Here is a 21669-nt window from a genome sequence, read left to right as displayed (position 1 = left end):
ATACTCAATCTGTTTGCTTAAGAAGCCAGAGCACGGCCCAGGCCGGTCAACTTCGTACGCAACGAATAATCAATTTTGCGGTCGCCAATGCGAACCACCATGCCACCAAGGATTGTTTTATCCTCTGATATGGATAGACGCACCTTTTTGCCAGTTGATGTCTCCAGTGCCTTGGACAGCTTGCCCTGCATGGCTTCATCAATTGGTGCTGCGACTGTAACCTCTGCTTCCAGCTCGCTCTCTGCCTCGTGAATCATCTCTTCAACCAGCGTCGCAATCTCAGGAAGCAGCACAGCTTTGTTACGCTCAGCAAGCATGCCAACCAGTCGGACTACTTCTGCAGATATCTCACCGCCGGCAGACTTAATGATTACAGTCTGTTTCAGAGCTGCCGGATATTCCGGAGAGTCTAAAAGCGCAGCCACCTGGGCTTCAGAAGCAGCTGATGCAACTGATGCCAGGTCTTCACGTAAATCTGTGCCTTCCTGAATCAGGTCGAACAGAGCGCGTGCGTATCGACGGGATATCTGTGACGTGCTCATGCGTTACCAAACCCAGTGCTAACAATACCCTCAACCAACTTGGCGTGGCGACTTGCATCCAGCTCGGATTCAACAACACGCTCAGCTGCCAGCATCGCAATACCAGCAACCTCAGCACGCAGCGTCTGTCGGGCACGACTCAACTCGGCGTTAACCTCATCACGAGCAGCATCAACGATCAACTGAGCCTCGTCACGAGCCTTAACAACAGCTTCCTCATTGATCTCTGCTGAACGCTTCTCAGCAGAGGCAATGATCTCAACAGCCTTGTTGCGAGCCTCTTTCAACTGATCTGCAATTTCCGCTTCAGCCAGAGCCTTGGCTTCATTGCCAGCATCCGCTGCAGCAAGACCGTCAGCAATCTTCTGGGAGCGAGCTTCCATCAGATCGATCATTGGTCCATACAGGTATTTCCTCATCAGGATTACCAGCGTCAGGAAAATTACGATCTGACCGATAAATGTCAGGTCTAAACTCATACGACCTCCTCTTTAAATTCCAATGTTCTTTCTATTAACCCAGGAATGGGTTTGCGAACAGGAACCACAGAGCGAAAGCCATGACGATGAATGGGAAAGACTCCATCAAACCTGCAAAGATGAACATGTTAAACATCAACTGTGGGCGCATTTCTGGCTGACGAGAGATACCTTCGAGAGCCTTCGAGCAGATAAGACCCCAGCCAATTGCAGAACCCATGCCTGCAGCAGCCAAGATAATGCCGACCGAAATTGCGGTTGCAGCTGTAATGATTGTTGTTGCGTCCATATTTATATACTCCTATCGTTATAAATAATTAGTGCTCTACCGGTTGGTGCGCAATTGACAGATACACCACCGTAAGAATCATGAAGATAAATGCCTGAAGAAGACCGATAAACAGATGGAATATCGTCCATCCCAGACCAACAAAGAAACCCGCAGCCATGCCGACAGTGCCGCCACCCAGCAGCAGGAATGCGATCAGCAGGAAGATAACCTCTCCGGCAAACATGTTACCAAAGAGTCGGAAGGAGAGTGACAATGGCTTAGCCACCTCTTCAACGAGTTTCAAAATAAGATTAATCGGCATCACAACTGGCTTCAGGAATCCAGGAACCAAGTTAGTGAACGGCTCCATAAGCAGTTCTTTGCAGAAATGCACAGGCTTGAGCTTGAATTCGTAGTACAGAACCAGCACGAAGACAGAGACAGCCATTGCAGCAGGAAGGTTAAGGTCATTGGTTGGAACAGGACGGAAGTGCTCTACACCGAACAGATGAGCAACATTTCCAAGCAGGAACGCCGGCAGGATATCGATTGTATTAATCAGTGCAATAAACACAAAAACGGTAAATGCCAGAGGCGCAATTAACGGGTTATGTACAGGGAAGTTGTCTCTCACGGTCTGGTCAACAAACCCGACAACAGACTCAACAGCATTCTGGGCACCACTTGGCGCACCACTCACAAGCCTGCCTTTCAACCACAGTGCAAAACCAAACATAAGTCCGGCAACTACAAGTGAAACAAGCATAGTATCTAAATGGATCTGCATGAACGGATTGGATTCATCAATCTTTAGCGTCCAATACTGCAGATGGCCGGCAATTCCGCCGTCACCGTGACTCTGATCAGCCAAGTCCCCCTCCTTTGTACTCTTTTCTAAAACCTATCAGCGCAGACACAAAAACTACAGCCTGCGCAACAAAAACTCCAGCAGCCACCACCAGCAAGTGAAGCCCCGCCAGATGCGCCAGCATCAAGCCGGCAATCAGCGCCACAAACCTAAGCACGGCCCCAACATAGAGCGAGCGCTTACTGCCGCTAACATCCATCCCTCGAGTCTTATCCAGTCGCCTGGAAAGCCAGAGTGAATTCACAACCATCATGGTTACACCATACAGCAGTGACAACGCAGCGTTGGATTGATCATACAGCATCAAGCCGATAAAACCAACTGCTCCGACCAGTATCTGCAAGCGCACCATCAGGCCAACTGCAGATTCTTTTAACAAAGACATTTACGCCTCATTTGATCAGCCGAGCTATAGAGACAGTGCAAACCCTCTCCCTCGATTCGTGCGGTGGCGCATTGTAGCTAAACAGCCCCACCTGATCAAGCAAATAATCCTGCACAAGCATAGTTATGAAGCTTAATCCGACCATAGCAATGGAGAGTAAACATAACCTGCTACTGCAGCACTATAATTACTTAAACCAATCCACCAAGTGCCTGCCTGCAGACCTCAAATAGTGCTTCCGGGAACAACCCCAGGAACACGATCGTTACAGCCGTCACAAATACAGTCGCCTGCATAGGCTTGCTTTCAATAAAGTTGAATGCCACGCGCTCTTCATCAAAGTAAATATATTTGACGACGCGCAGGTAGTAGAACGCACCCACGGCGGAGAACAAAAGAGCATAGAGAACCAGATAAAGGTGACCCGCCTCTACAGCGGCCATAAAGACAACATACTTGGCCCAGAATCCACCAAGAAAAGGAATGCCGGCCATAGAGAACATGAACAGCCCCATCGCCAGAGCATAACCGGGACGCACCTTTGAAAGTCCAGCAAAATCATCCAGAAGCTCGCCCTGAATACCTTCGCGACGCATCAGGATAATGACAGCAAACACACCCATGGTCATCACCAGGTAGATCGACAGATATACGAGAATACCTGAGAAGCCTTCCGGGGTCCCTGCAAGAAGGCCCATCATGATAAAACCGACATGGCCGACAGTAGAATAAGCCAGCATACGTTTGATGTTACGCTGGGCGATTGCAGCCAGGTTACCGATAGCGATCGTCAGAACCGCAATGCCTGTCAGGATCGTCTGATATTCGTGCTGCAGCGATGGCAGAAGATCAACAATGATACGCATGAAGATCACAAATCCAGCCACCTTGGGAGCCACTGACATGAAGGCGGTAATCGGAGTTGGTGCACCTTCATAGGCATCCGGGGTCCACATATGGAACGGAGCCATTGAAACCTTGAATCCAAGACCAGCGATCAGGAAAACAAGACCAAGCATTACGGCAGTAGCTGCATTGCCCTCTGCATGTGCAAGCTTTTCACCCATCACTGCGAATTCAAAGCTGCCGGAGACGCCGTAAAGGAAAGTGATACCGTAAAGAAGCATGCCGGAAGAGAGGGCTCCAAGAATGAAATACTTCAGTGCCGCCTCATTGGAACGCAGAACATCACGCTGGTAGGCAACCAATACGTAGACAGAAAGCGCCATCAACTCCAGACCCAAGTACATGGTGATAAAGTTGTTGGATGAAACCATCAGCATCATACCGAGCATAGCAAACAGCATCAGCACATAATATTCGCCGATATGTTTCTCATCCTTCATATACTCCAGCGACAGTATCATCGCCATGCCGGTTGCAGCAAAGATGAGTATCTTGCTAAAGACTGCAAACGCATCGAATACGAAGAAACCGTAGAAAGCCACCAGAGGCTCTGGCCCCTGCAGTGCATATGTAGCAAAGCCAGCGACAATCGTTGTCAGGATTGCCAGGTAAGCAGTCACCTTGCTGCCCTTGGTGATAAACACATCGATGAGCAGCAGTGCCATTGCCATGATCGCAACGATCATCTCAGGCAGCAGCGTGATCAGGTGATCAGGGAACGGGAATGGGAAAGTCACATTAGCCATGTTTTATATTCCTCAATGATGCACAGCATCAAGTACAGGCATCGCCTGAACCAGTACTGCAGCTGCATCCAGCTTGCTTGTTGTGGCCTGAGCAATCAGATGCTCAACTGACACATGTAAAATATCCAGGAATGGCAAAGGATAGAACCCCATCCACAGGGTCAGCAGCATCAGCGGCACAAAGAAGCCGAACTCACGTGCTGTCATATCCTTCATCGATTTAACCGAATCCTTAACCAGATCACCCATCACCACCCGCTTGTACATCCAGAGTGTATAACAGGCTGAAAGTACCACGCTGGAGGTCGCTGCAATTGCAACCCACTTGGTCGAAACATCCATGTATACTGGGTTGGCTTCAAAAGTACCAATCAGAACCATGATCTCGCCCACGAATGCCGAGGCACCTGGAAGAGCGATATTGGCCATACAGAAGAAGAGCATCACAGCTGCAAAGACCGGCATCACATTCACAACCCCGCCGTAATCACCAATCTCTCGTGTATGCAGGCGATCGTACATCACACCAACACAGAGGAAGAGCGCAGCAGCGACAAAGCCATGCGAAATCATACCGATGACCGCACCCTCAACAGCAGCCTGAGTAAACATGAATGTACCCAGTGTTACAAAGCCCATGTGGGCAATTGATGAGTAGGCGATTAGACGCTTCATATCCGTCTGCATCATCGCCACAAATGAGATGTAAACGATAGCCACCAGTGAGAGCGCAACCATGAATGGAACAAAATACTGGGAAGCGTCTGGCACCATCGGCAGAGAGAAGCGCAGGAAGCCATAGGCGCCCATCTTCAGCAGGATACCGGCCAGGATAACAGAGCCTGCAGTCGGAGCCTCTGTATGCGCATCAGGAAGCCAGGTATGTACTGGCCACATCGGCACCTTCACAGCAAAGGCAATGAAGAAGGCGATAAAGATCCAGATCTGCCACTCAAGATTAAACGGGTAATCCATGAAGGCCAGCATGCTGAATGTCTTACCTGCCTCGAAATACATGGCCAGCAGCGCAATCAGCATCAACACAGAACCAGCCAGTGTATAGAGGAAGAATTTCAGTGTGGCATACACACGGTTCTTACCACCCCATATACCGATAATCAGATACATTGGAATCAGTAGCGCTTCCCAGAAGAAGTAGAACAGTACTGCATCGAGTGAACTGAACACGCCAATCAGCGTGGTTTCAAGCACGAGAAATGCGATCATGTACTCTTTGACACGATTCTGAATGCAGCGCCAGGCCGAAACTATACAGACCACAGTCAGGAAGCTGGTTAATATGATGAACGGCATCGAGATACCGTCAACACCGAGCTGATAATTAATGTTAAATGTAGATATCCACGGCGCGAACTCTTCAAACTGCATATGCGCCGTTGTCTTATCAAACATCAACGCCAGCGGCAGTGTGACGATAAATGCGGCGACAGACACAGCAAGGCTAGCCCAGCGTACTGCATCATCACCTTTAACGAACAGCCAGATCACTAGAGCACCTGCCAGCGGCAGGAAGATGCTCAGCGAGAGAATCGGAAAGTCCAGAACGTTATGCAACTCCATTTCTCTCCCCTTAAGCCTTCAGCAGTAGATAGGTAAGGAATCCGAAGACACCCGTCACCATCGCAAATGCATAGTGGTATACAAAACCGGTTTGCATCGCACGCATACGCGCAGCACCGGCTATGATATTATCAATAATACCCTTGTGGATCGCACCCTTGTCGATCATGTCAAGGTCACCCTTCTGCCACAGGAAGGTACCGAGCGCACGAGCCGGAGTAATAAAAATCTTCTCGTAGAGCTCGTCCCAGTACCATTTGTTAAGCAGGAAGGTGTAAACAGGGCCGGATGCTGCAGCAATCTTCGCTGGCATCTTGGTCTCTTTGAAATACATGAAGTAGGCAAGTCCGATTCCGCCCAGTGCCAGCCAGAATGGAAGAGTGAATGGTGCATGCAGCATCATACCCAAAGCACCGTGAGCGCCTCCCTCTGCAGCCAAGGCCATCAGCGGATTATGCGCATCAAGTACAAAGATGGCGTCACCGAAGTAACCATTGATGACTTCAGGATTGGCAATGTCCAGAACTGACACACCCCAGAGACCGGATCCAACTGCGCCAACGGCAAGAATCATCAGTGGAATGGTGATCACCTTAGGTGACTCGTGCAGATGTGACTTGGTATGTGAATCAACACGATCCGAGTTATGGAAGGTGAGGAAGAACATACGGAAGGTGTAGAAGGCGGTCATAAATACGCCTGTCAGCACCGCAAAGGTTGCGAAGCTGCCAACCCACCCATATTCGGTGAATTCGCGTATCATCGTCGCTTCAATGATCAGGTCCTTGGAGAAGAAACCTGCAAATGGCGGCACACCAGCCAGTGCAAGTGCAGCGAGGAACATGGTGATGTAGGTAACCGGCATATACTTGCGCAGCTGCCCCATCTTGCGAATATCCTGCTCAGCCATCACAGCATGAATAACAGAGCCGGCTGCCAAGAATAGGAGCGCCTTAAAGTAAGCGTGTGTCATCAGGTGGAAGATACTGGCCGAGTAGGCAGAGACACCCAGGCCGACAAACATGTAACCAAGCTGTGAACAGGTGGAGTATGCAATAACGCGTTTAATATCGTTCTGCACCAGACCGATGGTGGCGCACATCCAGGCGGTTATCGCACCGACCAGTGTCACTACAACCAGCGCAGTTTCTGAGAACTCAAACATCGGCGAGAGACGCGCCACCATGAACACACCCGCTGTTACCATCGTTGCAGCATGGATCAGTGCGGAGATCGGAGTTGGGCCTTCCATGGAGTCAGGCAGCCATACATGCAGCGGAACCTGACCGGATTTACCCATCGCACCGACAAACAGTGCCAGACAGATAAAGGTGATTGCCGCAATTTCCCAGCCCATGAAACCGAGGGTGATATTCTGTGCCACGAAATCAGGTGTCATGGCAAAAACTGTCTTGTATTCAACCGAACCGTAGAAGTACCAAACCGCCAGGATACCTACTGCAAAACCAAAATCGCCGATACGGTTCACAATAAATGCCTTCATCGAAGCATAATTGGCACTCTCACGCTTGAACCAGAAGCCGATCAGCAGGTAGGAGAAGAGACCTACAGCCTCCCAACCGAAGAAGAGGGTGAAGAAATTGTTACCCATCACCAGCACCAGCATCGAGAAGGTAAATGCTGAGATGTATGCAAAGAAACGCGGATAACCCGGATCACCATGCATATATCCAATGGTATAGATATGCACACAGGCTGAAACGATAGTCACCGTGATCATCATGATGGTGGTCAGTCGGTCAATCAGCAGCCCCACCGGCACAACGAAATCACCAGCAATCATCCAGGTCCAGAGGTTGCCGTGAAATGAAGCCCCTGCCAGCACCTGTGTAAACACATGAATCGACAGCAGTGCAGCGAGAATCACACAAGCGGAGGTGATCGTGTGGGCGACTCTCTCTTTCATGGCCCAGCCGAACAGGCCGACAACCAACGCGCCAATCAACGGCAGCGCGGGAATGGCGAGCAGTTCGGTCATACTCAGTGTTAATGCGGTCTCTTGCACTGGAACTCCCCCTTATCCCTGCAACGTATTGATATCTTCGATATCGATCGATCGACGCAGTCGATAGAATGAAACAAGAATCGCAAGGCCCACCGCAACTTCACATGCGGCTACCGTCAATACGAAAAAGACAAATATCTGACCGGACAGGTCATTCAAATAGTGTGAAAATGCGACAAAGTTGATATTCACAGCCAACAACATCAGCTCGATGCACATCAAAATTGTTATCACGTTTTTACGATTCAAAAACAGGCCGATGATCCCCAGCGAAAACAGGGCTGCACCGACGATTAGATATTGAGAGAGTCCAACCATCACATACTCACCTTGCGAACACGATCTTCCCTGCGCACTTTCACCTGCGCAGACATATTCTGGTATTTGGCATCCTTTCGCTCACGAATGGTCAGCACAACCGCACCAATCAGTGCAACCAGCAGGATAATTGCAGCAATCTCGAAGCCGAGCAGATACTTGGTATAGAGCACCTTGCCTATCTCCTTGGTGTTGTTCACTTCTTGGCCAATATGCGCGGCAGTCGCCATCGCACCCTCGGCAAACACACCAGAGCTGGCTGCAGCAATAAACTCAATCATCAGAATCGCGGCAATCATGCCGCCCAGCGGCAGATACTGTAGAAACCCTTCACGCAGTTTCGCCACATTCACTTCCAGCATCATGATCACAAACATGAACAGCACCATGACAGCACCGACATAGATCAGAATCAGGATGATACCGAGGAACTCCGCATCAAGCAGGAAGAACAGGCCTGATGCATTGAAGAAACAGAAAATAAGAAACATCACCGAGTGCATGGTATTGCGCGCCAGCACCACACCCATGCCGGAGAGTACAGCGAGGCCTCCGAACATGTAAAAAAACGCGGTTTCGAGCATCTTCCCTCCTAATTTCCGCGCTTAACTGTAGCGCGCATCAGCAGCGAGGTTCGCTGCGATCTGTTTCTCATTACGGTCACCGTTGGCCAGTAGCATCTCTTTGTTGTAGTAGAGGCCATCACGCGTTTCGCATGAATACTCAAACTCCTGCGTCTCAACGATGGCATCAACCGGGCATGCCTCCTGGCAGAAGCCACAGTAAATGCACTTGGAAAAATCAATGTCATAGCGGGTGGTGCGGCGCGAACCGTCCTCTCGCTCTTCTGACTCAATCCAAATTGCCGTTGCAGGGCAGACCACTTCGCAAAGCTTACATGCGATGCAACGCTCTTCACCTGACTCGTATCGACGCAACGCATGCAGACCACGGAAACGCGGTGAAAGCGGCGTCCTCTCTTCAGGATACTGAATCGTGATCTTCTTCTTGAACAGGTAGCGGCCAGTCACTGACAAACCAATCAGCAGCTCCCACAGAAACCAGGTTTTAAACGCTCGTTTCAGCATGCCATTACCTCCACGCCAGCCAGAAGTCGATAATGTTATCCAGACCCGGTGTATAGATGCACAGACCCATTACAAAAATCCAGCCCAGTGTCCACGGCAGGAAGATCTTCCAACCCAGCCTCATCATCTGATCGTAACGGTAACGCGGGAACGTGGCCCGGAACCAGATGAATACAAAGATCAGGAATGCGGTTTTACCCAGCAACCAGAAGGTGCCCGGGATAACGTCCAGAGCAGGAATTGGCGCATACCAGCCACCCAGAAACATAATCGAGGTCATCAGACTGATCAGGATCATGGCGCCATACTCAGCCAACGAGAAGGTGGCAAACCACATGCCCGAATACTCAGTGTGATAACCTGATACCAACTCTTCAGTTTCAGTCAGATCGAAGGGGGTACGCCCTACTTCCGCACAACCGGAGATAAAGTAAACAATCAGCATTGGAAACAGTGGGATCATGTACCAGTGCAGAATGCCCCCAGCCTGAGCATGCACGATATCGGAAAGATTAAGTGAACCGGCCAGCATCATCACAGTTACAAGGCCAAAGCCCATGGATATCTCATAAGAGATCATCTGACAGGTAGAACGGATCGATCCGATAATCGGATATTTTGAGTTCGATGCCCAGCCTGCCATCAGCACGCCGTAGATCGAGAGTGAAGAGATCGCCATCACATAGAGCAGGCCCATGTTTAGATTGGAAATCGCCATCACATGAGGGGTGTCCCAGATACCAAACAATGAAGTTTCACCAAATGGAACAACAGCAAACGCAATCAGAGCTGGAACCAGTGACATAAGCGGCGCGCCGACAAACAGCAGCTTATTGGCACGAGCAGGAATAATGGTCTCTTTCAGGAACAGCTTCAGACCATCAGCAAGCGGCTGCAGAAGACCTGCAGGACCAACACGGTTACAGCCCTGACGAACCTGTACCCAACCGATAATACGGCGTTCGAAATAGGTAATATAGGCAACAGAGAGCGCCACAGGAGCAGCAATTGCCAGAATTTCCAACGCCCAGATACCGGCCTGAATAGCCATATCAATAGGTGTCATACTGCACCTCCATGCGCAGTACCTTGCAGGCGCGCGTTTGCGCGTGCAATTTTGCCATCCTGCAAAATTGTCATACCGCACCTCCATCGACAGTAGCCGCAGCAACATCGGAGAGATCACCGGCTACGCCACGTTTAGCGACGAATAGTACACCTGGAGCCACATCCTCACGCACGCCGATGTTATAACTCTGTTTACCAAGGAATGAGGTGACTTGAAGTTCGCCAGCACTCAACCCCTTGGCAGCCAATGTTTCCGGGTGAACCAGCACATCATCCAGTGCATTGATCCTTCCCGCTTCTGACAGCAGTGCAGAAGCACGCGCCCACATACCTTCACGATACATGGAGTAGCGACTCACTACGTCCAGCTCAAAACTGTCTGTCCTGGCTTTAGGTAGTGCTGCTGCGTCACGATTACGCACTGGAGCAATCAAGGCACTTTCCTGGCCAGTGGCGCACCATGCATCAGAGAGTGATGACATGCGCTTACAAACCTCACTGCGCAACTCATCCAGACTCACAACAGGAACCTCACCACCCATCACCTGAATAAGGCGCATCATCACCTTCCAGAGTGGACGCTCCTGACCAAGTGACTTAATTGGGTTGGTTGCCACACGAACGCGGCCTTCCATATTTACAAACGTACCTTCAATTTCGGAATAAGCAGCTGCCGGAAGCTGAACTTCTGCATATTCGCCCATCTCACCTGAGATCGAACCGATCTGAACCAGAGGCACCTTCTGCAAAGCTTCCTTGGCGGCCGACGGAAACAGGCCATCACCAATCGGATCACTACCGACCAGAATCAATGCATCCAGTTCACCCGCAGTTGCTGCAGCAAAAATCTCACCGGCACTGACACGTCCATCGGCAAACACAGCAGACAATGCCTGAGCATTCATTCCCTCAGGAATAAGGTTACGACCATCATTACCAGCTTCGGCATGACCACAGGCACGCATCAGAAGGTCAAGCCCATGAATCAGGGCGGCAGCATCTTCATGCGAACGAATCTCTTCACCAACAAGCAGTGCACAACTATCCGAGATCAGCGCATCAGCAAGAATTTTGCCTGCTTCATGACGTTCGGAAACAGACCCTAGCCATGCATCAAATCCAGCTGCTGTTTTACCCAACTCGGAGACCTGCTCCATGGCACGTGCAATCACAGCGGCCCAGTCACGTGGGCGAATCAGTGCTTCGCTACTGATCTCCATATTGGTGCGGTAGTTCATGGCACCAATACGGGATACAGGTTTACCGGCACGACCACGTTTGCGCAGTCGCTGCATCAGCAGTGGCAGCCGTTGACGCAGATCTGATCCAAGGATTACAACCTGATCAGCAGCTTCGATCTGGCTGGTTGTCATGGCTAGGCCCTCTTCGAATGCAAATGGACGCATATCACGACGATGCAGGTCAAAAGCGACCTTGGCATCAGGGAAAAGTGCATCGCGCATCAGGCTAATCGCCAATTGCCCCTCAACACTCCACTGCGATGAGAAAACGATCCCCACCTTCTTATCTTTTAACAGGTCGATGGTGCGATCAAACGCATCACCCCAATCAGCTGACTGCAACTCGCCATCAGTGCGGACCTTTGGTTCGAGAATACGACTATCAGAGCGGAATGCATCATACACATAACGACCGCGATCACAGATCCATGGTTCAGGACTGCCATCCACTGGAAGTATACGCATCACCTCATCGCCACGCGACTCAATCGAGATAGCGCAACCATTCGGGCATTCTGTACAGGTGCTGTCGTGGCGGTTCATCTCCCATGGGCGGGAAACATCATGCGATGGTTTATCGAGCAGTGCGCCAACAGGACAGATGTCCGGAAGGTTACCGGAGAGCTCAGATGAGAGTGCCTCTTCAACAATCCCGGCAATGGTCATGTGGTCCGAGCGGTTCAAAATGCCAATATCACCCGTACCAGCGACTTCATCGGCAAAACGAACACAGCGGGTGCAGTGAATGCAACGGGTCATGCATGTATTCACGAACGGGCCCAGCTCATAATTGATCACTGCGCGCTTAGGCTCGGAGTAACGCCCCTTGGAAGCGCCATGTTCAACGGTATAGTCCTGAAGTTTACAGCTACCACCCTGATCACAGACAGGACAATCAAGCGGATGGTGAATCAACAGATACTCCATCATCATCTCACGGTCTTTAGCCAGCGTTTCAGTCTGGGTTTTCACCTTCATGCCTTCGGAAACAGGTGTACAGCAGGATGCGGCAGGCTTACCCCAACCCTCAACCTCAACCAGACACATGCGGCAGTTCGCAGCCACAGAAAGCTCCGGATGGTAACAGAAGTATGGAACATCAACCTCATTCTGGCGGCAGGCCTCCAGAATACTGGTTCCCGGGGTTACTTCGACTTCTTGGTCGTTAATAAATAGCGAGGTCATTCTGCATTCTCCGCCAGACGGGTTTGCACATCTTCAGGGAAGTATTTGAGCAGGGAGAGAACAGGTGCAGCAGCACCTTCTGCCAGTGCACAGATGGTTCTGCCAGCCATATGCTCGGAAGCATCCTTCAGCACAGTCACATCAGCTGCACAGCCCTTACCATTCTCTACACGGCCCATCACACGCTCAAGCCAGCCTGTACCTTCACGGCACGGTGTGCACTGACCGCAGGATTCGTGCGCATAGAAATGGGTCAGCCGGTGTGTCAGCGCAACAAGATCAGCTGTCTCATCCATGACAATAATTGCTCCGGAACCCAGGAAGGAACCAGCCTTCATCAGGTCATCATAGGTCAACGGGGTGTCGTAATGCTCACCAGTCAGCCACGGCGTGGATGAACCGCCCGGAATAATCACCTTAGGCACGCTACCGTGCTGCAGACCACCACAATACTCTTCAATCAGCGTCTTCAGCGAGGTGCCCATAGGCACCTCATAGTTGCCAGGCTTATTTACATGGCCGGAGACCGAAAAGATCTTGCATCCGGTATTATTAGGAATACCGATTGATGCGTGCCACTCACCGCCAAACTTCAGGATGGCAGGAATCGTTGCCAGTGTTTCAACATTATTAACCACGGTCGGGCAGCGGTAGAAACCCTCAACAGCGGGGAAAGGTGGTTTAAAGCGCGGACGGCCTGGTTTCCCTTCGAGCGACTCAATCAACGCAGTCTCTTCACCACAAACATAAGCGCCCGCACCGCGATGCACGGTCAGATTCATGCTGTAACCGCTTCCGAGGATGTTCTCACCCAGCAGGTTAGCGGCATACGCCTCGGCAATCGCTTCATTCAGCACGTTTGCCTCATGCAGGAATTCGCCACGGATATAAATATAGGCATCGCGCACATCGAGTGCAAAGCCAGCCATGATCATGCCCTCAATAAGCAGGTGTGGATCAAAGCGCATAATATCGCGATCTTTAAAGGTGCCAGGTTCGCCCTCATCAGCATTGCACAACAGGTAGGTTGGCTTGCCGGTGTTGCGCGGCACAAACGACCACTTCAGCCCGGTTGGGAAGCCAGCACCACCACGACCACGCAGGCCTGAGGTTTTTACTTCACCAATGATTTTTGCCGAATCGAACTCTTCAAGCACGGTTGGCAGGAGCTCATAAGCGCCATTTTCACGCGCTACTGAAAGTTTGTTCTGGTTCGGGATATTAATGCGGTCAAAGCAGATCTGCGTGACCTGTTTAGGGTCGGAGGAGATGGTCATGCCTCACCCCCATCTGCACGTATCTGGGTAATCAGTGCGTCCATCGATTCAGCTGTTGCCTTCTCATGATAGATGTTGTTCACCTGCACTACAGGGGCACCGCCACAAGCTCCGGCACACTCTACCTCCGCGATAGTGAACAGCCCGTCTGCTGTAGTCCCACCCATTTTAATACCGAGACTTTCACACATGTGATCAGCCAACTCATATGCACCATTAAGCATGCAGCCGGCATTGGTGCATACCTCAAGCAGGTATTTACCGGTAGGCTGCTCTTTGAACATGGTATAAAAGGTCACCACTTCACGCACCTGCATCAGGCGCAGGCCCAGTACATCCGCGATCATCTTCTGCGCGTCCATGGAGATATAACCGAAATCTTCCTGCGCCATATACAGCACAGGCATCAGGGCAGACTGCGGGCCCGGGTAACGTTTCACCAACTCGGCGATTTCGGCCAGACGATCGTCACTGAAGCGAACTGTATCCGCACTCATCGGTCAACCTCCCCAAATACAATATCCTGTGTTCCAAGGATCGCCACGACATCGGCAATCATGTGGCCTCGACACATGTAATCCAGCGCTTCAAGATGGGCAAAGCCCGGCGCACGAACCTTCATCCTGTACGGCTTATTGGAGCCATCAGAGACGATATAAACACCGAACTCACCCTTTGGATGCTCAACGGCCTGATAGACATCACCGGCAGGCACATGGAAACCTTCCTGGAAATATTTAAAGTGATGGATCAGCGCTTCCATATCGCTTTTCATCTCAGCACGCTTCGGATTGGTCAGCTTATAATCCTCGACCTTTACAGGGCCCGGATTGTTAGCCAGCCATTCAACACACTGAGCCATGATACGGTTGGACTCGCGCATCTCCTCGACACGCACCAGATAACGATCATAACAGTCGCCGGTAGCGCCCACCGGAATATCGAATTCAACCTTATCGTAAGCATCATACGGCTGGGTCTTGCGCAGATCCCATTCAATGCCGGAACCGCGAATCATCGGGCCGGAGAAACCCATATCCAGAGCGGTATCTTTATCAACAACTGCAATATCAACGTTACGCTGCTTCCAGATACGGTTTTCAGTCAGCAGTGTCTCATACTCGTCGACATAGGTTGGAAAGCGCTCGGTGAAGCCTTTAATCTTCTCCAGTAGCCCATCAGGAAGGTCTTTGGAAACGCCGCCGGGACGGAAGTAGGCCGCATGCATACGTGCGCCACTCACCTCTTCGTAATAATCAAAAAGGTCTTCGCGCTCACGGAAGCAGTAGAGAAATACGGTCATCGCACCGATATCCAGTGCAACAGCGCCCAGCCACATGCAGTGGTTAAGAATACGGGTAATCTCGGCATACATCACACGGATATACTGAGCGCGCTCAGGCGCCTCGATGCCAAGCATCTTCTCAACAGCCAGTGCATAAGCATGCTCGTTGGCCATCATTGAGACATAATCAAAACGGTCGAAATAGGGAACATTCTGCAAGTAGGTTTTGTACTCGAACAGCTTCTCGGTACCACGATGCAGAAGGCCAATATGCGGATCGGCCTTCTCGACAACCTCACCATCAAGCTCAAGAACCAGACGCAGCACACCATGCGCAGCAGGATGCTGGGGACCAAAGTTAAGGGTATAGTTTTTAATCTCAGCCACGATCGACCCCCGGCCACGTCCGCTCAATCAGAATGCGTTCCTCAAGCTTGTTCGGGCGATAAACACAACGCCACTGCGCCTCGTCAAAGAACATCTCAACACGACCCATCATTGGGAAATCTTTACGCAGCGGATACCCCTCGAAACCGTAGTCGGTCAGTAGTCGACGCAGATCCGGATGGTTGTTAAAGATAATGCCGTACATATCAAACGCTTCGCGCTCAAACCAGTTGGCAGTCGGCCACACTTCAGTTACCGAGTCCACCAGGTCACGCTCGTTCGCACCTACTTTGATGCGGATGCGCTTGTTGCGGGAAATAGAGAGCAGGTTATAAACCACCTCAAATCGAGGGCTTGCATCACTCCAGCCCGGAAGCTCACTGTTATCCACGCCGCAGAGATCCATCATCTGCTCATATCCCTGCTCATTCTTCAGGAAGTGACAAGCATCGGCAATTGACTCGCGCGCCAGCGTCACCACTTCGCAATCAAGGCCCATTACAACACTTAGAAGCTGATCGCCAAACTTATCGCGCAGACCTTTAACCTCTGGCGAAACATCAGTGGTCACAGCCACCCCGATATCATCCTGTAATTTCTCGTCTGTCATCTTAACCTACCGCGCAATCGTGTTGGTACGTTTGATCTTCTCTTGCAACTGGATAAAGCCGTAGAGAAGCGCCTCAGCCGTCGGAGGACAGCCCGGCACATAAATATCCACCGGCACAATACGGTCACAACCGCGTGTTACCGAGTAGGAGTAATGATAGTAACCGCCACCATTGGCACAGCTTCCCATGGAGATCACCCAGCGCGGCTCAGACATCTGATCATAAACCTTGCGCAGTGCAGGTGCCATTTTATTACAGAGCGTACCCGCCACCACCATCACGTCAGACTGACGTGGAGACGGACGGAACACGATACCAAAGCGGTCAAGATCGTAACGGGAGGCACCGGCATGCATCATCTCAACCGCACAGCAGGCCAGGCCAAAAGTCATAGGCCACAGAGAACCGCAGCGGGCACCATTAATGAGCTTATCAGCCGTCGTGGTGATAAAGCCCTTTTCAAGAATACCTTCTATTCCCATTGCAAGGCTCCTTTCTTCCACGCATAAATGTACCCGACCAGAAGAATCAGGAGGAACAGCACCATTTCAACGAAACCAAACAGGCCGATCTGATCCAGTACGATCGCCCACGGAAACAGGAATGCACTTTCAAGGTCGAAGACAACAAAAAGAATTGCTAGCAGATAGAATCGGACATCAAACTGAAGTCGCGCATCCTCAAATGCTTCGAAGCCACACTCATATGCCGAAAGCTTTTCGGCATTAGGCTTCTGCTCTGCCAGAAACAGGGTAAGCACAAGCGGAGCTGCACCCATGGCAAAAGCAATGATAATAAAGATAAAGATTGGTGCGTATTCGTTCGCGAGATAAGCCGCGCCCATGGAACCCCCTCCTCTCTAAACTGAGCCCCTGCTTCTACCCTCGAAAGCAGGGTGTGCTTGCTACCATCCGTCTGGCATCTGGTCAAGTTTATTAACGGAACTTAACCTTATGAAAACTACGGAGAAACAAGCGAAAAAAAATGACAGACATGCGCGTTTTTCCTTGGAAACACAGGCGATTGAAACGCAAACACCCTCACCGCAAGACCACCCATGCAGCTCCATATCCCTACTTGGAATTTTCACCAGCAACCGCTGAAACATTGCTGCGCACAGAAAACTCTCAGACCATCCGCCATGCGCAATCAGCCACCAACTACTCCCCTGCAGAAGAATCTATAAGTCCGGCCTCTCCCGCACGCAGTAACGCCCGATCATAGGCTCTTTTTATTGCCTTTCTACTGTATTGGCTGGCCGGAGGCTTTATTCCGTATTGCTCGATAATTGCATCCATACCGGAGTAATCGCGGTCGCCCTCCATCAATTCAATCAGATCGCTCTTGCGGAATCGGGCACGGCGCGTGATCTCGAATATTCGCATCGCTCTGGCCAGATAGGTATGGTGCTTCATGGCTGCACACTAACTGAGTTATAAGGTGGAGGCTTTACTCCTGTGTGGAGGCGGGACTGACTCGGGGCATCCATGGCCCTCACCTTTCGGATCGGCCTGAGGCCGCTTCAATTAGCCATCCTGCCTTTTTGTGATCCGGGGCATCCTGTCCCTCACCCTTCGGGCGCGTTTTACGCGTCCAACCTGCCTGTCGTAGCAGGCTGTCGAACCAAGAGCACTCATCTGATGCGCTCACATTAAATAAAAAGGGCGCCCTTTTGGGCGCCCTTTTTATTTAATGGTGGAGGCGGCGGGACTCGAACCCGCGTCCGAAAACCATCAGCCTGTGGTTCTACATGTTTAGTCCGTTCGAACAGCACCCCTTGAGAACCAAACGGACAAAATGCCCAAAGGGTCGATTCGTAGCTATTTAACCCTACAGACCACGAGTCTCCGTTCTGCAGTGGCGATTCCATCTAAATGACCCCGGATTCCCAATGGATGGACACCTCAAGAGCGGGGTAACTTACGCAGCGTAAGCTAGTTCTACGTCGTCGTTTGCAATTATTGCAAGTAGCCTTTTTAACGAGAGTGCCATCCCGACATGCCCCACAAGGTTCAGTATCTCCGTCGATACCAAGTCGCCCCCGTGCGAATGGCCAATCTTATGCCGACAACGTCAGCCGAACAACCCTTGTTGCATCAGGCCAAGCGTAAACAGTGCGCCGACCCAGTGAGACTTAAGGAAAAAGGAAAACCCCCAGGCCTCGCCCTCGCGCATCAATCGCGCACAAAGCATAACCTGCAGCGCCATGGCCGCGCCCCAGCCTGCCGCCACCCAGAAACCTCCAACCATTGATGCCGCTACAACCAGCAACAGCATCGTTGCCAGCCCCAGTGCAACCACGGCCACCACGGCTCGATCGCCAAACCAGATTGCCGTTGATTTTACGCCAACCTTCAGGTCATCGGCCCGGTCCCCGAATGCGTAAGCTGTGTCATAAGAGAGCGACCAGCAGACATTGGCACAAAAAAGTAACCATGGCACCGGTGAATCGAACACCGAACCTGTTTCAGCAGCCCACGCCATCACCGCCCCCCAACCGAAAGCCATGCCAAGCCACGCCTGTGGAAAATGGGTGTAACGCTTCAAAAACGGGTAGAGCCCCGCCAGCACAGCACCCACCACGGCAAGCGCAATCACATAGGGTGATGTCATTACTACCAGCAACAACGCCCCCAGCATCATCAATACAAATCCGACAAATGCAGCTCCGGGCGCAACCTTCCCAGCGGCAATCGGCCGCAACTTGGTGCGCTCAACATGTGGATCAAAATCGCGGTCCGCAAAATCGTTAATGACACAACCAGCCGAGCGCATAAGGAACACACCGGCAACGAAAACAGTCATATTTTTCAGGGATGGCAGACCATTGGCTGCAGCAAACAGACCCCACATGGTTGGCCAGAGCAGCAGCCAGTAACCGACCGGTCGATCAATACGCAGCAGCCTGTACCAGTCAGAAACCGAACCAACAGGCGTGAATTGCACAATCAACTCTCGCGGACGTTGTAACGGCGAGCAGAGGACTCCAGTCGCTTCCACATCTCAGAATGAAAGACCTCGACCACCAGCGCGCGGGTTCCCGATGGGGAACGCAGCACTGAACGGCGCGCCCAGCAGCCGTTAATAGCAGCACCACTCGAAATCTGCGTAACACTGAGATCTGAACGGGAGAGCGACAGTCCGCGATCCAGAAGCAGGTTACCCAGCGGGCGCTTACCCTCCTCAAGATCATTCATCAGATCGGCGGGAAGATCTGCAAGCGGCAGTACAGACTCAGCATCGAACAACACTGAACCCCGATGCATCAGCGAAACCTGACGCCGCAGTGATGCGGCACCGTCATCACAACGGAGCAAAGCCGCCTCTTCAGGGTGAGCTATATCAACAAACTGATCGTGTAGGCGCACCTCCAGCTTAATGCCAAAATGGCGCTCAAGGAAACGGGTCAGGGAACCAGCTGTGGTCAGCACTGCGGCCGCATCGCGGCCGAGACCTGATTCATCCGCCTTCCAGTAGCGCACTGACTGCCAGTTTTGTGTTTCAAGGGGACCGAAGAACATGTCCGCATCCTGTGGCAAGCAGCCACCGGGTCAAGATGAATCACACAAAACAACTCCAAGCACATGACTTGCGCTTACCGGATAAATCAGGCCGAATTCCACCCATGACATGTCGCCTCTATATCGAACACGACTTATGCCCCGGCCACAGCATTGAACTGCCTGCAGATCAAGGGTATTACCTGCGCAGCGTCATGCGCCATGCACTGGGCGATCCGGTAATCCTGTTTAATGGTTCAGGCGGCGAATACTACGGCTGCATCGACACTCTCACCAAGCAGAGCTCCAGCATCCATGTGGAGTCATTTTCTGATATTAACCGTGAAATGGCGTGCCGGGTGCATATTGTGCAAGCGGCTTGCCGCAGTGAAAAAATCGACTCCATCCTACAGAAGGGTACCGAACTGGGGGCTGCAAGCTTCCATATCGTACGCAGCGAACGCTCATCACTGAAACTGGACGGGGCACGATTAAACAAACGCATGGAGCGCTGGCAGAAAATCATCATTGAAGCGGCCGAACAGAGTGAACGGACAGCCCTGCCCACGCTTTCATGGCAAGACAGACTCACCAATATCCATGCAGAGGGGCTCTGCTACACCCTTCATCCGGAGGCCGCCACCAGCTGGGCCGGTGAAAAGTTGAGACTCCTTTCTGCCAGTGATATCACCCTGACCGTTGGCCCTGAAGGTGGATGGAGCCATCAAGACATCGAAACACTCACAGCCCAGGGATTTAAGAATCTTACTTTCGGCCCACGCATTATGCGCACCGAAACCGCTGCTCCGGCACTCCTTGCCGCCATTCAATCGCTGATCGACAGTTAATTAATACATTCTAATTTTGGCACAGCCGGTTAAAATATGAGGCGCCACTACAGGCCGATGTAGCTCAGTTGGTAGAGCAGCTCATTCGTAATGAGCAGGCCAGCGGTTCGAATCCGCTCATCGGCTCCAGCTTTCCGGAAACCGCTATCGAACGATAACGCTTTTAATGATCACAGGCACGACAGGAACATTATCGTATTGCCTAACTGAAGTGGTCTGCACCATAGCAATCGCATCAACCACATCCATACCTGCAGTCACCTTGCCGAACACGGCATACCCCCAACCACCAGAGTTGCGGGAACGAAAATCAAGAAAACCGTTATCTTTCAGGTTGATAAAAAACTGCGAAGTGGCCGAATGTGGGTCGCCAGTGCGCGCCATGGCCAGGGTGCCGCGAAGGTTTTTCAGGCTATTCTCAGCTTCGTTCCTGATGGGAGCGGCAGTAGGCCTCTCCCTGAAGCTGGCTTCGAAGCCTCCACCCTGAATCATAAAACCGGGAATCACCCTGTGAAAAATGGTGCCGTCATATGCAGATGCCAGCACATACCTGATAAAGTTTTTCACGGTTTCAGGTGCTCTGTCCGCATATAGCTCGATTTCAATGTTGCCCTTTGTAGTCTGAATTTCGACATGGCGCTTGATATCCTCGGCACTTGCAAGGCCTGCTGAAAATGCAAGCAGGGCCGCAACCATAAGGCTCTTTATAAATAGCTTCATATAGACAGAACTCCTCGAACAATAAGCCACAGCATGCACATGACCGCCGCCCTAGGCAATCCAGAGGCATGGCCTCCGATTCACCCAGCAAGACTCCTAAACCTTAAACCCCTCTCACTGTTGTGATCCAGGTCACATCCACACTGCTTTTTCCGCAGAGGGTGCCGCGCCCCACTGTATAAAGGAGTAGAAAATGATCAAGATCGACATCGCATACACTGCGCTGACACTGGCCTGCTTTTTCGTTGCCGCTTCCATCTAAAGAGGTTCGGCAACTTGTGTGACACATAACACTGTCACATCCTCGATTCGACAGATACTTCTCCGCATCAATACT

Annotated in this window: 24 protein-coding genes, 1 tRNA gene and 1 other RNA gene; 2 read left to right on the top strand and 24 right to left on the bottom strand. The window is 51.4% G+C overall.

Annotated features, from left to right (window positions below):
* Nucleotides 1-17: 17 nt before the first annotated feature.
* The 23 genes from Ga0123461_RS02270 to Ga0123461_RS02160 form a co-directional block, all read right to left on the bottom strand.
* Nucleotides 18-542: a F0F1 ATP synthase subunit delta gene (locus Ga0123461_RS02270; RefSeq protein WP_100276851.1), complete on the bottom strand. Its 525-nt coding sequence runs from the start codon at nt 540-542 to the stop codon at nt 18-20.
* On the bottom strand, nt 539-1021 hold the full coding sequence (locus tag Ga0123461_RS02265) for a F0F1 ATP synthase subunit B (protein ID WP_100276850.1): 483 nt from the start codon (nt 1019-1021) through the stop codon (nt 539-541). Before Ga0123461_RS02265 ends, Ga0123461_RS02270 begins: the two co-directional genes overlap by 4 nt.
* A 34-nt stretch (nt 1022-1055) precedes the next feature.
* Complete coding sequence (atpE, locus tag Ga0123461_RS02260; RefSeq protein WP_100276849.1) at nt 1056-1310, bottom strand: F0F1 ATP synthase subunit C; 255 nt, start codon at nt 1308-1310, stop codon at nt 1056-1058.
* A gap of 28 nt (nt 1311-1338) precedes the next feature.
* A complete protein-coding gene (gene atpB / locus Ga0123461_RS02255; protein WP_100276848.1) occupies nt 1339-2163 on the bottom strand; it encodes a F0F1 ATP synthase subunit A in 825 nt (274 codons plus the stop codon).
* Nucleotides 2156-2545 (bottom strand): ATP synthase subunit I, encoded by a 390-nt coding sequence (locus Ga0123461_RS02250; protein WP_100276847.1) that lies wholly within the window; start codon nt 2543-2545, stop codon nt 2156-2158. The genes atpB and Ga0123461_RS02250 overlap by 8 nt, the downstream gene beginning before the upstream one ends.
* Nucleotides 2546-2736: 191 nt before the next feature.
* Nucleotides 2737-4197 (bottom strand): NADH-quinone oxidoreductase subunit N, encoded by a 1461-nt coding sequence (locus tag Ga0123461_RS02245; protein WP_100276846.1) that lies wholly within the window; start codon nt 4195-4197, stop codon nt 2737-2739.
* 12 nt (nt 4198-4209) lie between these two features.
* Nucleotides 4210-5778, bottom strand: coding sequence for an NADH-quinone oxidoreductase subunit M (locus Ga0123461_RS02240; protein WP_100276845.1), 1569 nt, complete (start codon nt 5776-5778; stop codon nt 4210-4212).
* A gap of 10 nt (nt 5779-5788) precedes the next feature.
* Complete coding sequence (nuoL, locus tag Ga0123461_RS02235) at nt 5789-7777, bottom strand: NADH-quinone oxidoreductase subunit L (protein ID WP_100276844.1); 1989 nt, start codon at nt 7775-7777, stop codon at nt 5789-5791.
* Nucleotides 7778-7816: 39 nt separating this feature from the next.
* Nucleotides 7817-8122 (bottom strand): NADH-quinone oxidoreductase subunit NuoK, encoded by a 306-nt coding sequence (gene nuoK / locus Ga0123461_RS02230; RefSeq protein ID WP_100276843.1) that lies wholly within the window; start codon nt 8120-8122, stop codon nt 7817-7819.
* On the bottom strand, nt 8122-8706 hold the full coding sequence (locus tag Ga0123461_RS02225) for an NADH-quinone oxidoreductase subunit J (protein WP_100276842.1): 585 nt from the start codon (nt 8704-8706) through the stop codon (nt 8122-8124). The genes nuoK and Ga0123461_RS02225 overlap by 1 nt, the downstream gene beginning before the upstream one ends.
* 21 nt (nt 8707-8727) lie before the next feature.
* Complete coding sequence (gene nuoI, locus Ga0123461_RS02220; protein ID WP_100276841.1) at nt 8728-9210, bottom strand: NADH-quinone oxidoreductase subunit NuoI; 483 nt, start codon at nt 9208-9210, stop codon at nt 8728-8730.
* A 4-nt stretch (nt 9211-9214) separates the two neighbouring features.
* The gene (nuoH, locus tag Ga0123461_RS02215) at nt 9215-10276 is read right to left on the bottom strand and encodes an NADH-quinone oxidoreductase subunit NuoH (protein WP_100276840.1); all 1062 of its coding nucleotides are present in this window, start codon (nt 10274-10276) and stop codon (nt 9215-9217) included.
* A 70-nt stretch (nt 10277-10346) separates the two neighbouring features.
* A complete protein-coding gene (gene nuoG, locus Ga0123461_RS02210; RefSeq protein WP_100276839.1) occupies nt 10347-12704 on the bottom strand; it encodes an NADH-quinone oxidoreductase subunit NuoG in 2358 nt (785 codons plus the stop codon).
* On the bottom strand, nt 12701-13981 hold the full coding sequence (gene nuoF, locus Ga0123461_RS02205; RefSeq protein ID WP_100276838.1) for an NADH-quinone oxidoreductase subunit NuoF: 1281 nt from the start codon (nt 13979-13981) through the stop codon (nt 12701-12703). The genes nuoG and nuoF overlap by 4 nt, the downstream gene beginning before the upstream one ends.
* Complete coding sequence (locus Ga0123461_RS02200; RefSeq protein ID WP_100276837.1) at nt 13978-14478, bottom strand: NADH-quinone oxidoreductase subunit NuoE family protein; 501 nt, start codon at nt 14476-14478, stop codon at nt 13978-13980. Before Ga0123461_RS02200 ends, nuoF begins: the two co-directional genes overlap by 4 nt.
* Nucleotides 14475-15653, bottom strand: coding sequence for an NADH-quinone oxidoreductase subunit D (locus Ga0123461_RS02195; protein ID WP_100276836.1), 1179 nt, complete (start codon nt 15651-15653; stop codon nt 14475-14477). The genes Ga0123461_RS02200 and Ga0123461_RS02195 overlap by 4 nt, the downstream gene beginning before the upstream one ends.
* Nucleotides 15646-16263 (bottom strand): complex I 30 kDa subunit family protein, encoded by a 618-nt coding sequence (locus Ga0123461_RS02190; protein WP_100276835.1) that lies wholly within the window; start codon nt 16261-16263, stop codon nt 15646-15648. Before Ga0123461_RS02190 ends, Ga0123461_RS02195 begins: the two co-directional genes overlap by 8 nt.
* 6 nt (nt 16264-16269) lie before the next feature.
* Nucleotides 16270-16746: a NuoB/complex I 20 kDa subunit family protein gene (locus Ga0123461_RS02185; protein WP_100265992.1), complete on the bottom strand. Its 477-nt coding sequence runs from the start codon at nt 16744-16746 to the stop codon at nt 16270-16272.
* Entirely contained in the window at nt 16737-17108 is a 372-nt protein-coding gene (gene ndhC / locus Ga0123461_RS02180) for an NADH-quinone oxidoreductase subunit A (RefSeq protein ID WP_100276834.1), read from the bottom strand. Before ndhC ends, Ga0123461_RS02185 begins: the two co-directional genes overlap by 10 nt.
* Nucleotides 17109-17424: 316 nt before the next feature.
* On the bottom strand, nt 17425-17679 hold the full coding sequence (locus Ga0123461_RS02175; RefSeq protein WP_100276833.1) for a hypothetical protein: 255 nt from the start codon (nt 17677-17679) through the stop codon (nt 17425-17427).
* Between the two features lie 278 nt (nt 17680-17957).
* Nucleotides 17958-18307, bottom strand: a transfer-messenger RNA (tmRNA) gene (ssrA, locus tag Ga0123461_RS02170).
* Nucleotides 18308-18337: 30 nt separating this feature from the next.
* Nucleotides 18338-19210: a 4-hydroxybenzoate octaprenyltransferase gene (locus tag Ga0123461_RS02165; protein ID WP_100278636.1), complete on the bottom strand. Its 873-nt coding sequence runs from the start codon at nt 19208-19210 to the stop codon at nt 18338-18340.
* Between the two features lie 2 nt (nt 19211-19212).
* Entirely contained in the window at nt 19213-19785 is a 573-nt protein-coding gene (locus Ga0123461_RS02160; RefSeq protein ID WP_100276832.1) for a chorismate--pyruvate lyase family protein, read from the bottom strand.
* 104 nt (nt 19786-19889) lie between these two features.
* Here Ga0123461_RS02160 and Ga0123461_RS02155 point away from each other — a divergent pair, with 104 nt between their 5' ends.
* The gene (locus Ga0123461_RS02155; RefSeq protein WP_100276831.1) at nt 19890-20612 is read left to right on the top strand and encodes a 16S rRNA (uracil(1498)-N(3))-methyltransferase; all 723 of its coding nucleotides are present in this window, start codon (nt 19890-19892) and stop codon (nt 20610-20612) included.
* 53 nt (nt 20613-20665) lie between these two features.
* Nucleotides 20666-20741: transfer RNA gene (locus Ga0123461_RS02150), tRNA-Thr, on the top strand.
* Nucleotides 20742-20756: 15 nt separating this feature from the next.
* Here the strand turns inward: Ga0123461_RS02150 and Ga0123461_RS02145 are convergent.
* Nucleotides 20757-21332: a peptidylprolyl isomerase gene (locus Ga0123461_RS02145; RefSeq protein ID WP_100276830.1), complete on the bottom strand. Its 576-nt coding sequence runs from the start codon at nt 21330-21332 to the stop codon at nt 20757-20759.
* Nucleotides 21333-21669 lie beyond the last annotated feature (337 nt).

Source organism: Mariprofundus aestuarium (genome assembly GCF_002795805.1).
Classification (GTDB): Bacteria; Pseudomonadota; Zetaproteobacteria; order Mariprofundales; family Mariprofundaceae; genus Mariprofundus; species Mariprofundus aestuarium.
Note: the sequence above shows the minus strand (reverse complement) of the source record. Positions and strands in the feature narration are given on the sequence as shown.

Excerpts from the sequence above, each read along its gene's own strand:
- Ga0123461_RS02225 (WP_100276842.1), bottom strand. The coding sequence starts at position 8,706 with ATGCTCGAAACCGCGTTTTTTTACATGTTCGGAGGCCTCGCTGTACTC.
- Ga0123461_RS02145 (WP_100276830.1), bottom strand. The coding sequence starts at position 21,332 with ATGAAGCTATTTATAAAGAGCCTTATGGTTGCGGCCCTGCTTGCATTT.
- ndhC (WP_100276834.1), bottom strand. The coding sequence starts at position 17,108 with ATGGGCGCGGCTTATCTCGCGAACGAATACGCACCAATCTTTATCTTT.
- Ga0123461_RS02250 (WP_100276847.1), bottom strand. The coding sequence starts at position 2,545 with ATGTCTTTGTTAAAAGAATCTGCAGTTGGCCTGATGGTGCGCTTGCAG.
- nuoH (WP_100276840.1), bottom strand. The coding sequence starts at position 10,276 with ATGACACCTATTGATATGGCTATTCAGGCCGGTATCTGGGCGTTGGAA.
- Ga0123461_RS02155 (WP_100276831.1), top strand. The coding sequence starts at position 19,890 with ATGACATGTCGCCTCTATATCGAACACGACTTATGCCCCGGCCACAGC.
- nuoK (WP_100276843.1), bottom strand. The coding sequence starts at position 8,122 with ATGGTTGGACTCTCTCAATATCTAATCGTCGGTGCAGCCCTGTTTTCG.
- nuoG (WP_100276839.1), bottom strand. The coding sequence starts at position 12,704 with ATGACCTCGCTATTTATTAACGACCAAGAAGTCGAAGTAACCCCGGGA.
- atpE (WP_100276849.1), bottom strand. The coding sequence starts at position 1,310 with ATGGACGCAACAACAATCATTACAGCTGCAACCGCAATTTCGGTCGGC.
- Ga0123461_RS02265 (WP_100276850.1), bottom strand. The coding sequence starts at position 1,021 with ATGAGTTTAGACCTGACATTTATCGGTCAGATCGTAATTTTCCTGACG.
- Ga0123461_RS02190 (WP_100276835.1), bottom strand. The coding sequence starts at position 16,263 with ATGACAGACGAGAAATTACAGGATGATATCGGGGTGGCTGTGACCACT.
- Ga0123461_RS02200 (WP_100276837.1), bottom strand. The coding sequence starts at position 14,478 with ATGAGTGCGGATACAGTTCGCTTCAGTGACGATCGTCTGGCCGAAATC.
- Ga0123461_RS02245 (WP_100276846.1), bottom strand. The coding sequence starts at position 4,197 with ATGGCTAATGTGACTTTCCCATTCCCGTTCCCTGATCACCTGATCACG.
- Ga0123461_RS02175 (WP_100276833.1), bottom strand. The coding sequence starts at position 17,679 with ATGAAGCACCATACCTATCTGGCCAGAGCGATGCGAATATTCGAGATC.
- Ga0123461_RS02270 (WP_100276851.1), bottom strand. The coding sequence starts at position 542 with ATGAGCACGTCACAGATATCCCGTCGATACGCACGCGCTCTGTTCGAC.
- Ga0123461_RS02185 (WP_100265992.1), bottom strand. The coding sequence starts at position 16,746 with ATGGGAATAGAAGGTATTCTTGAAAAGGGCTTTATCACCACGACGGCT.
- nuoF (WP_100276838.1), bottom strand. The coding sequence starts at position 13,981 with ATGACCATCTCCTCCGACCCTAAACAGGTCACGCAGATCTGCTTTGAC.
- nuoL (WP_100276844.1), bottom strand. The coding sequence starts at position 7,777 with ATGACCGAACTGCTCGCCATTCCCGCGCTGCCGTTGATTGGCGCGTTG.
- nuoI (WP_100276841.1), bottom strand. The coding sequence starts at position 9,210 with ATGCTGAAACGAGCGTTTAAAACCTGGTTTCTGTGGGAGCTGCTGATT.
- Ga0123461_RS02160 (WP_100276832.1), bottom strand. The coding sequence starts at position 19,785 with ATGTTCTTCGGTCCCCTTGAAACACAAAACTGGCAGTCAGTGCGCTAC.
- Ga0123461_RS02240 (WP_100276845.1), bottom strand. The coding sequence starts at position 5,778 with ATGGAGTTGCATAACGTTCTGGACTTTCCGATTCTCTCGCTGAGCATC.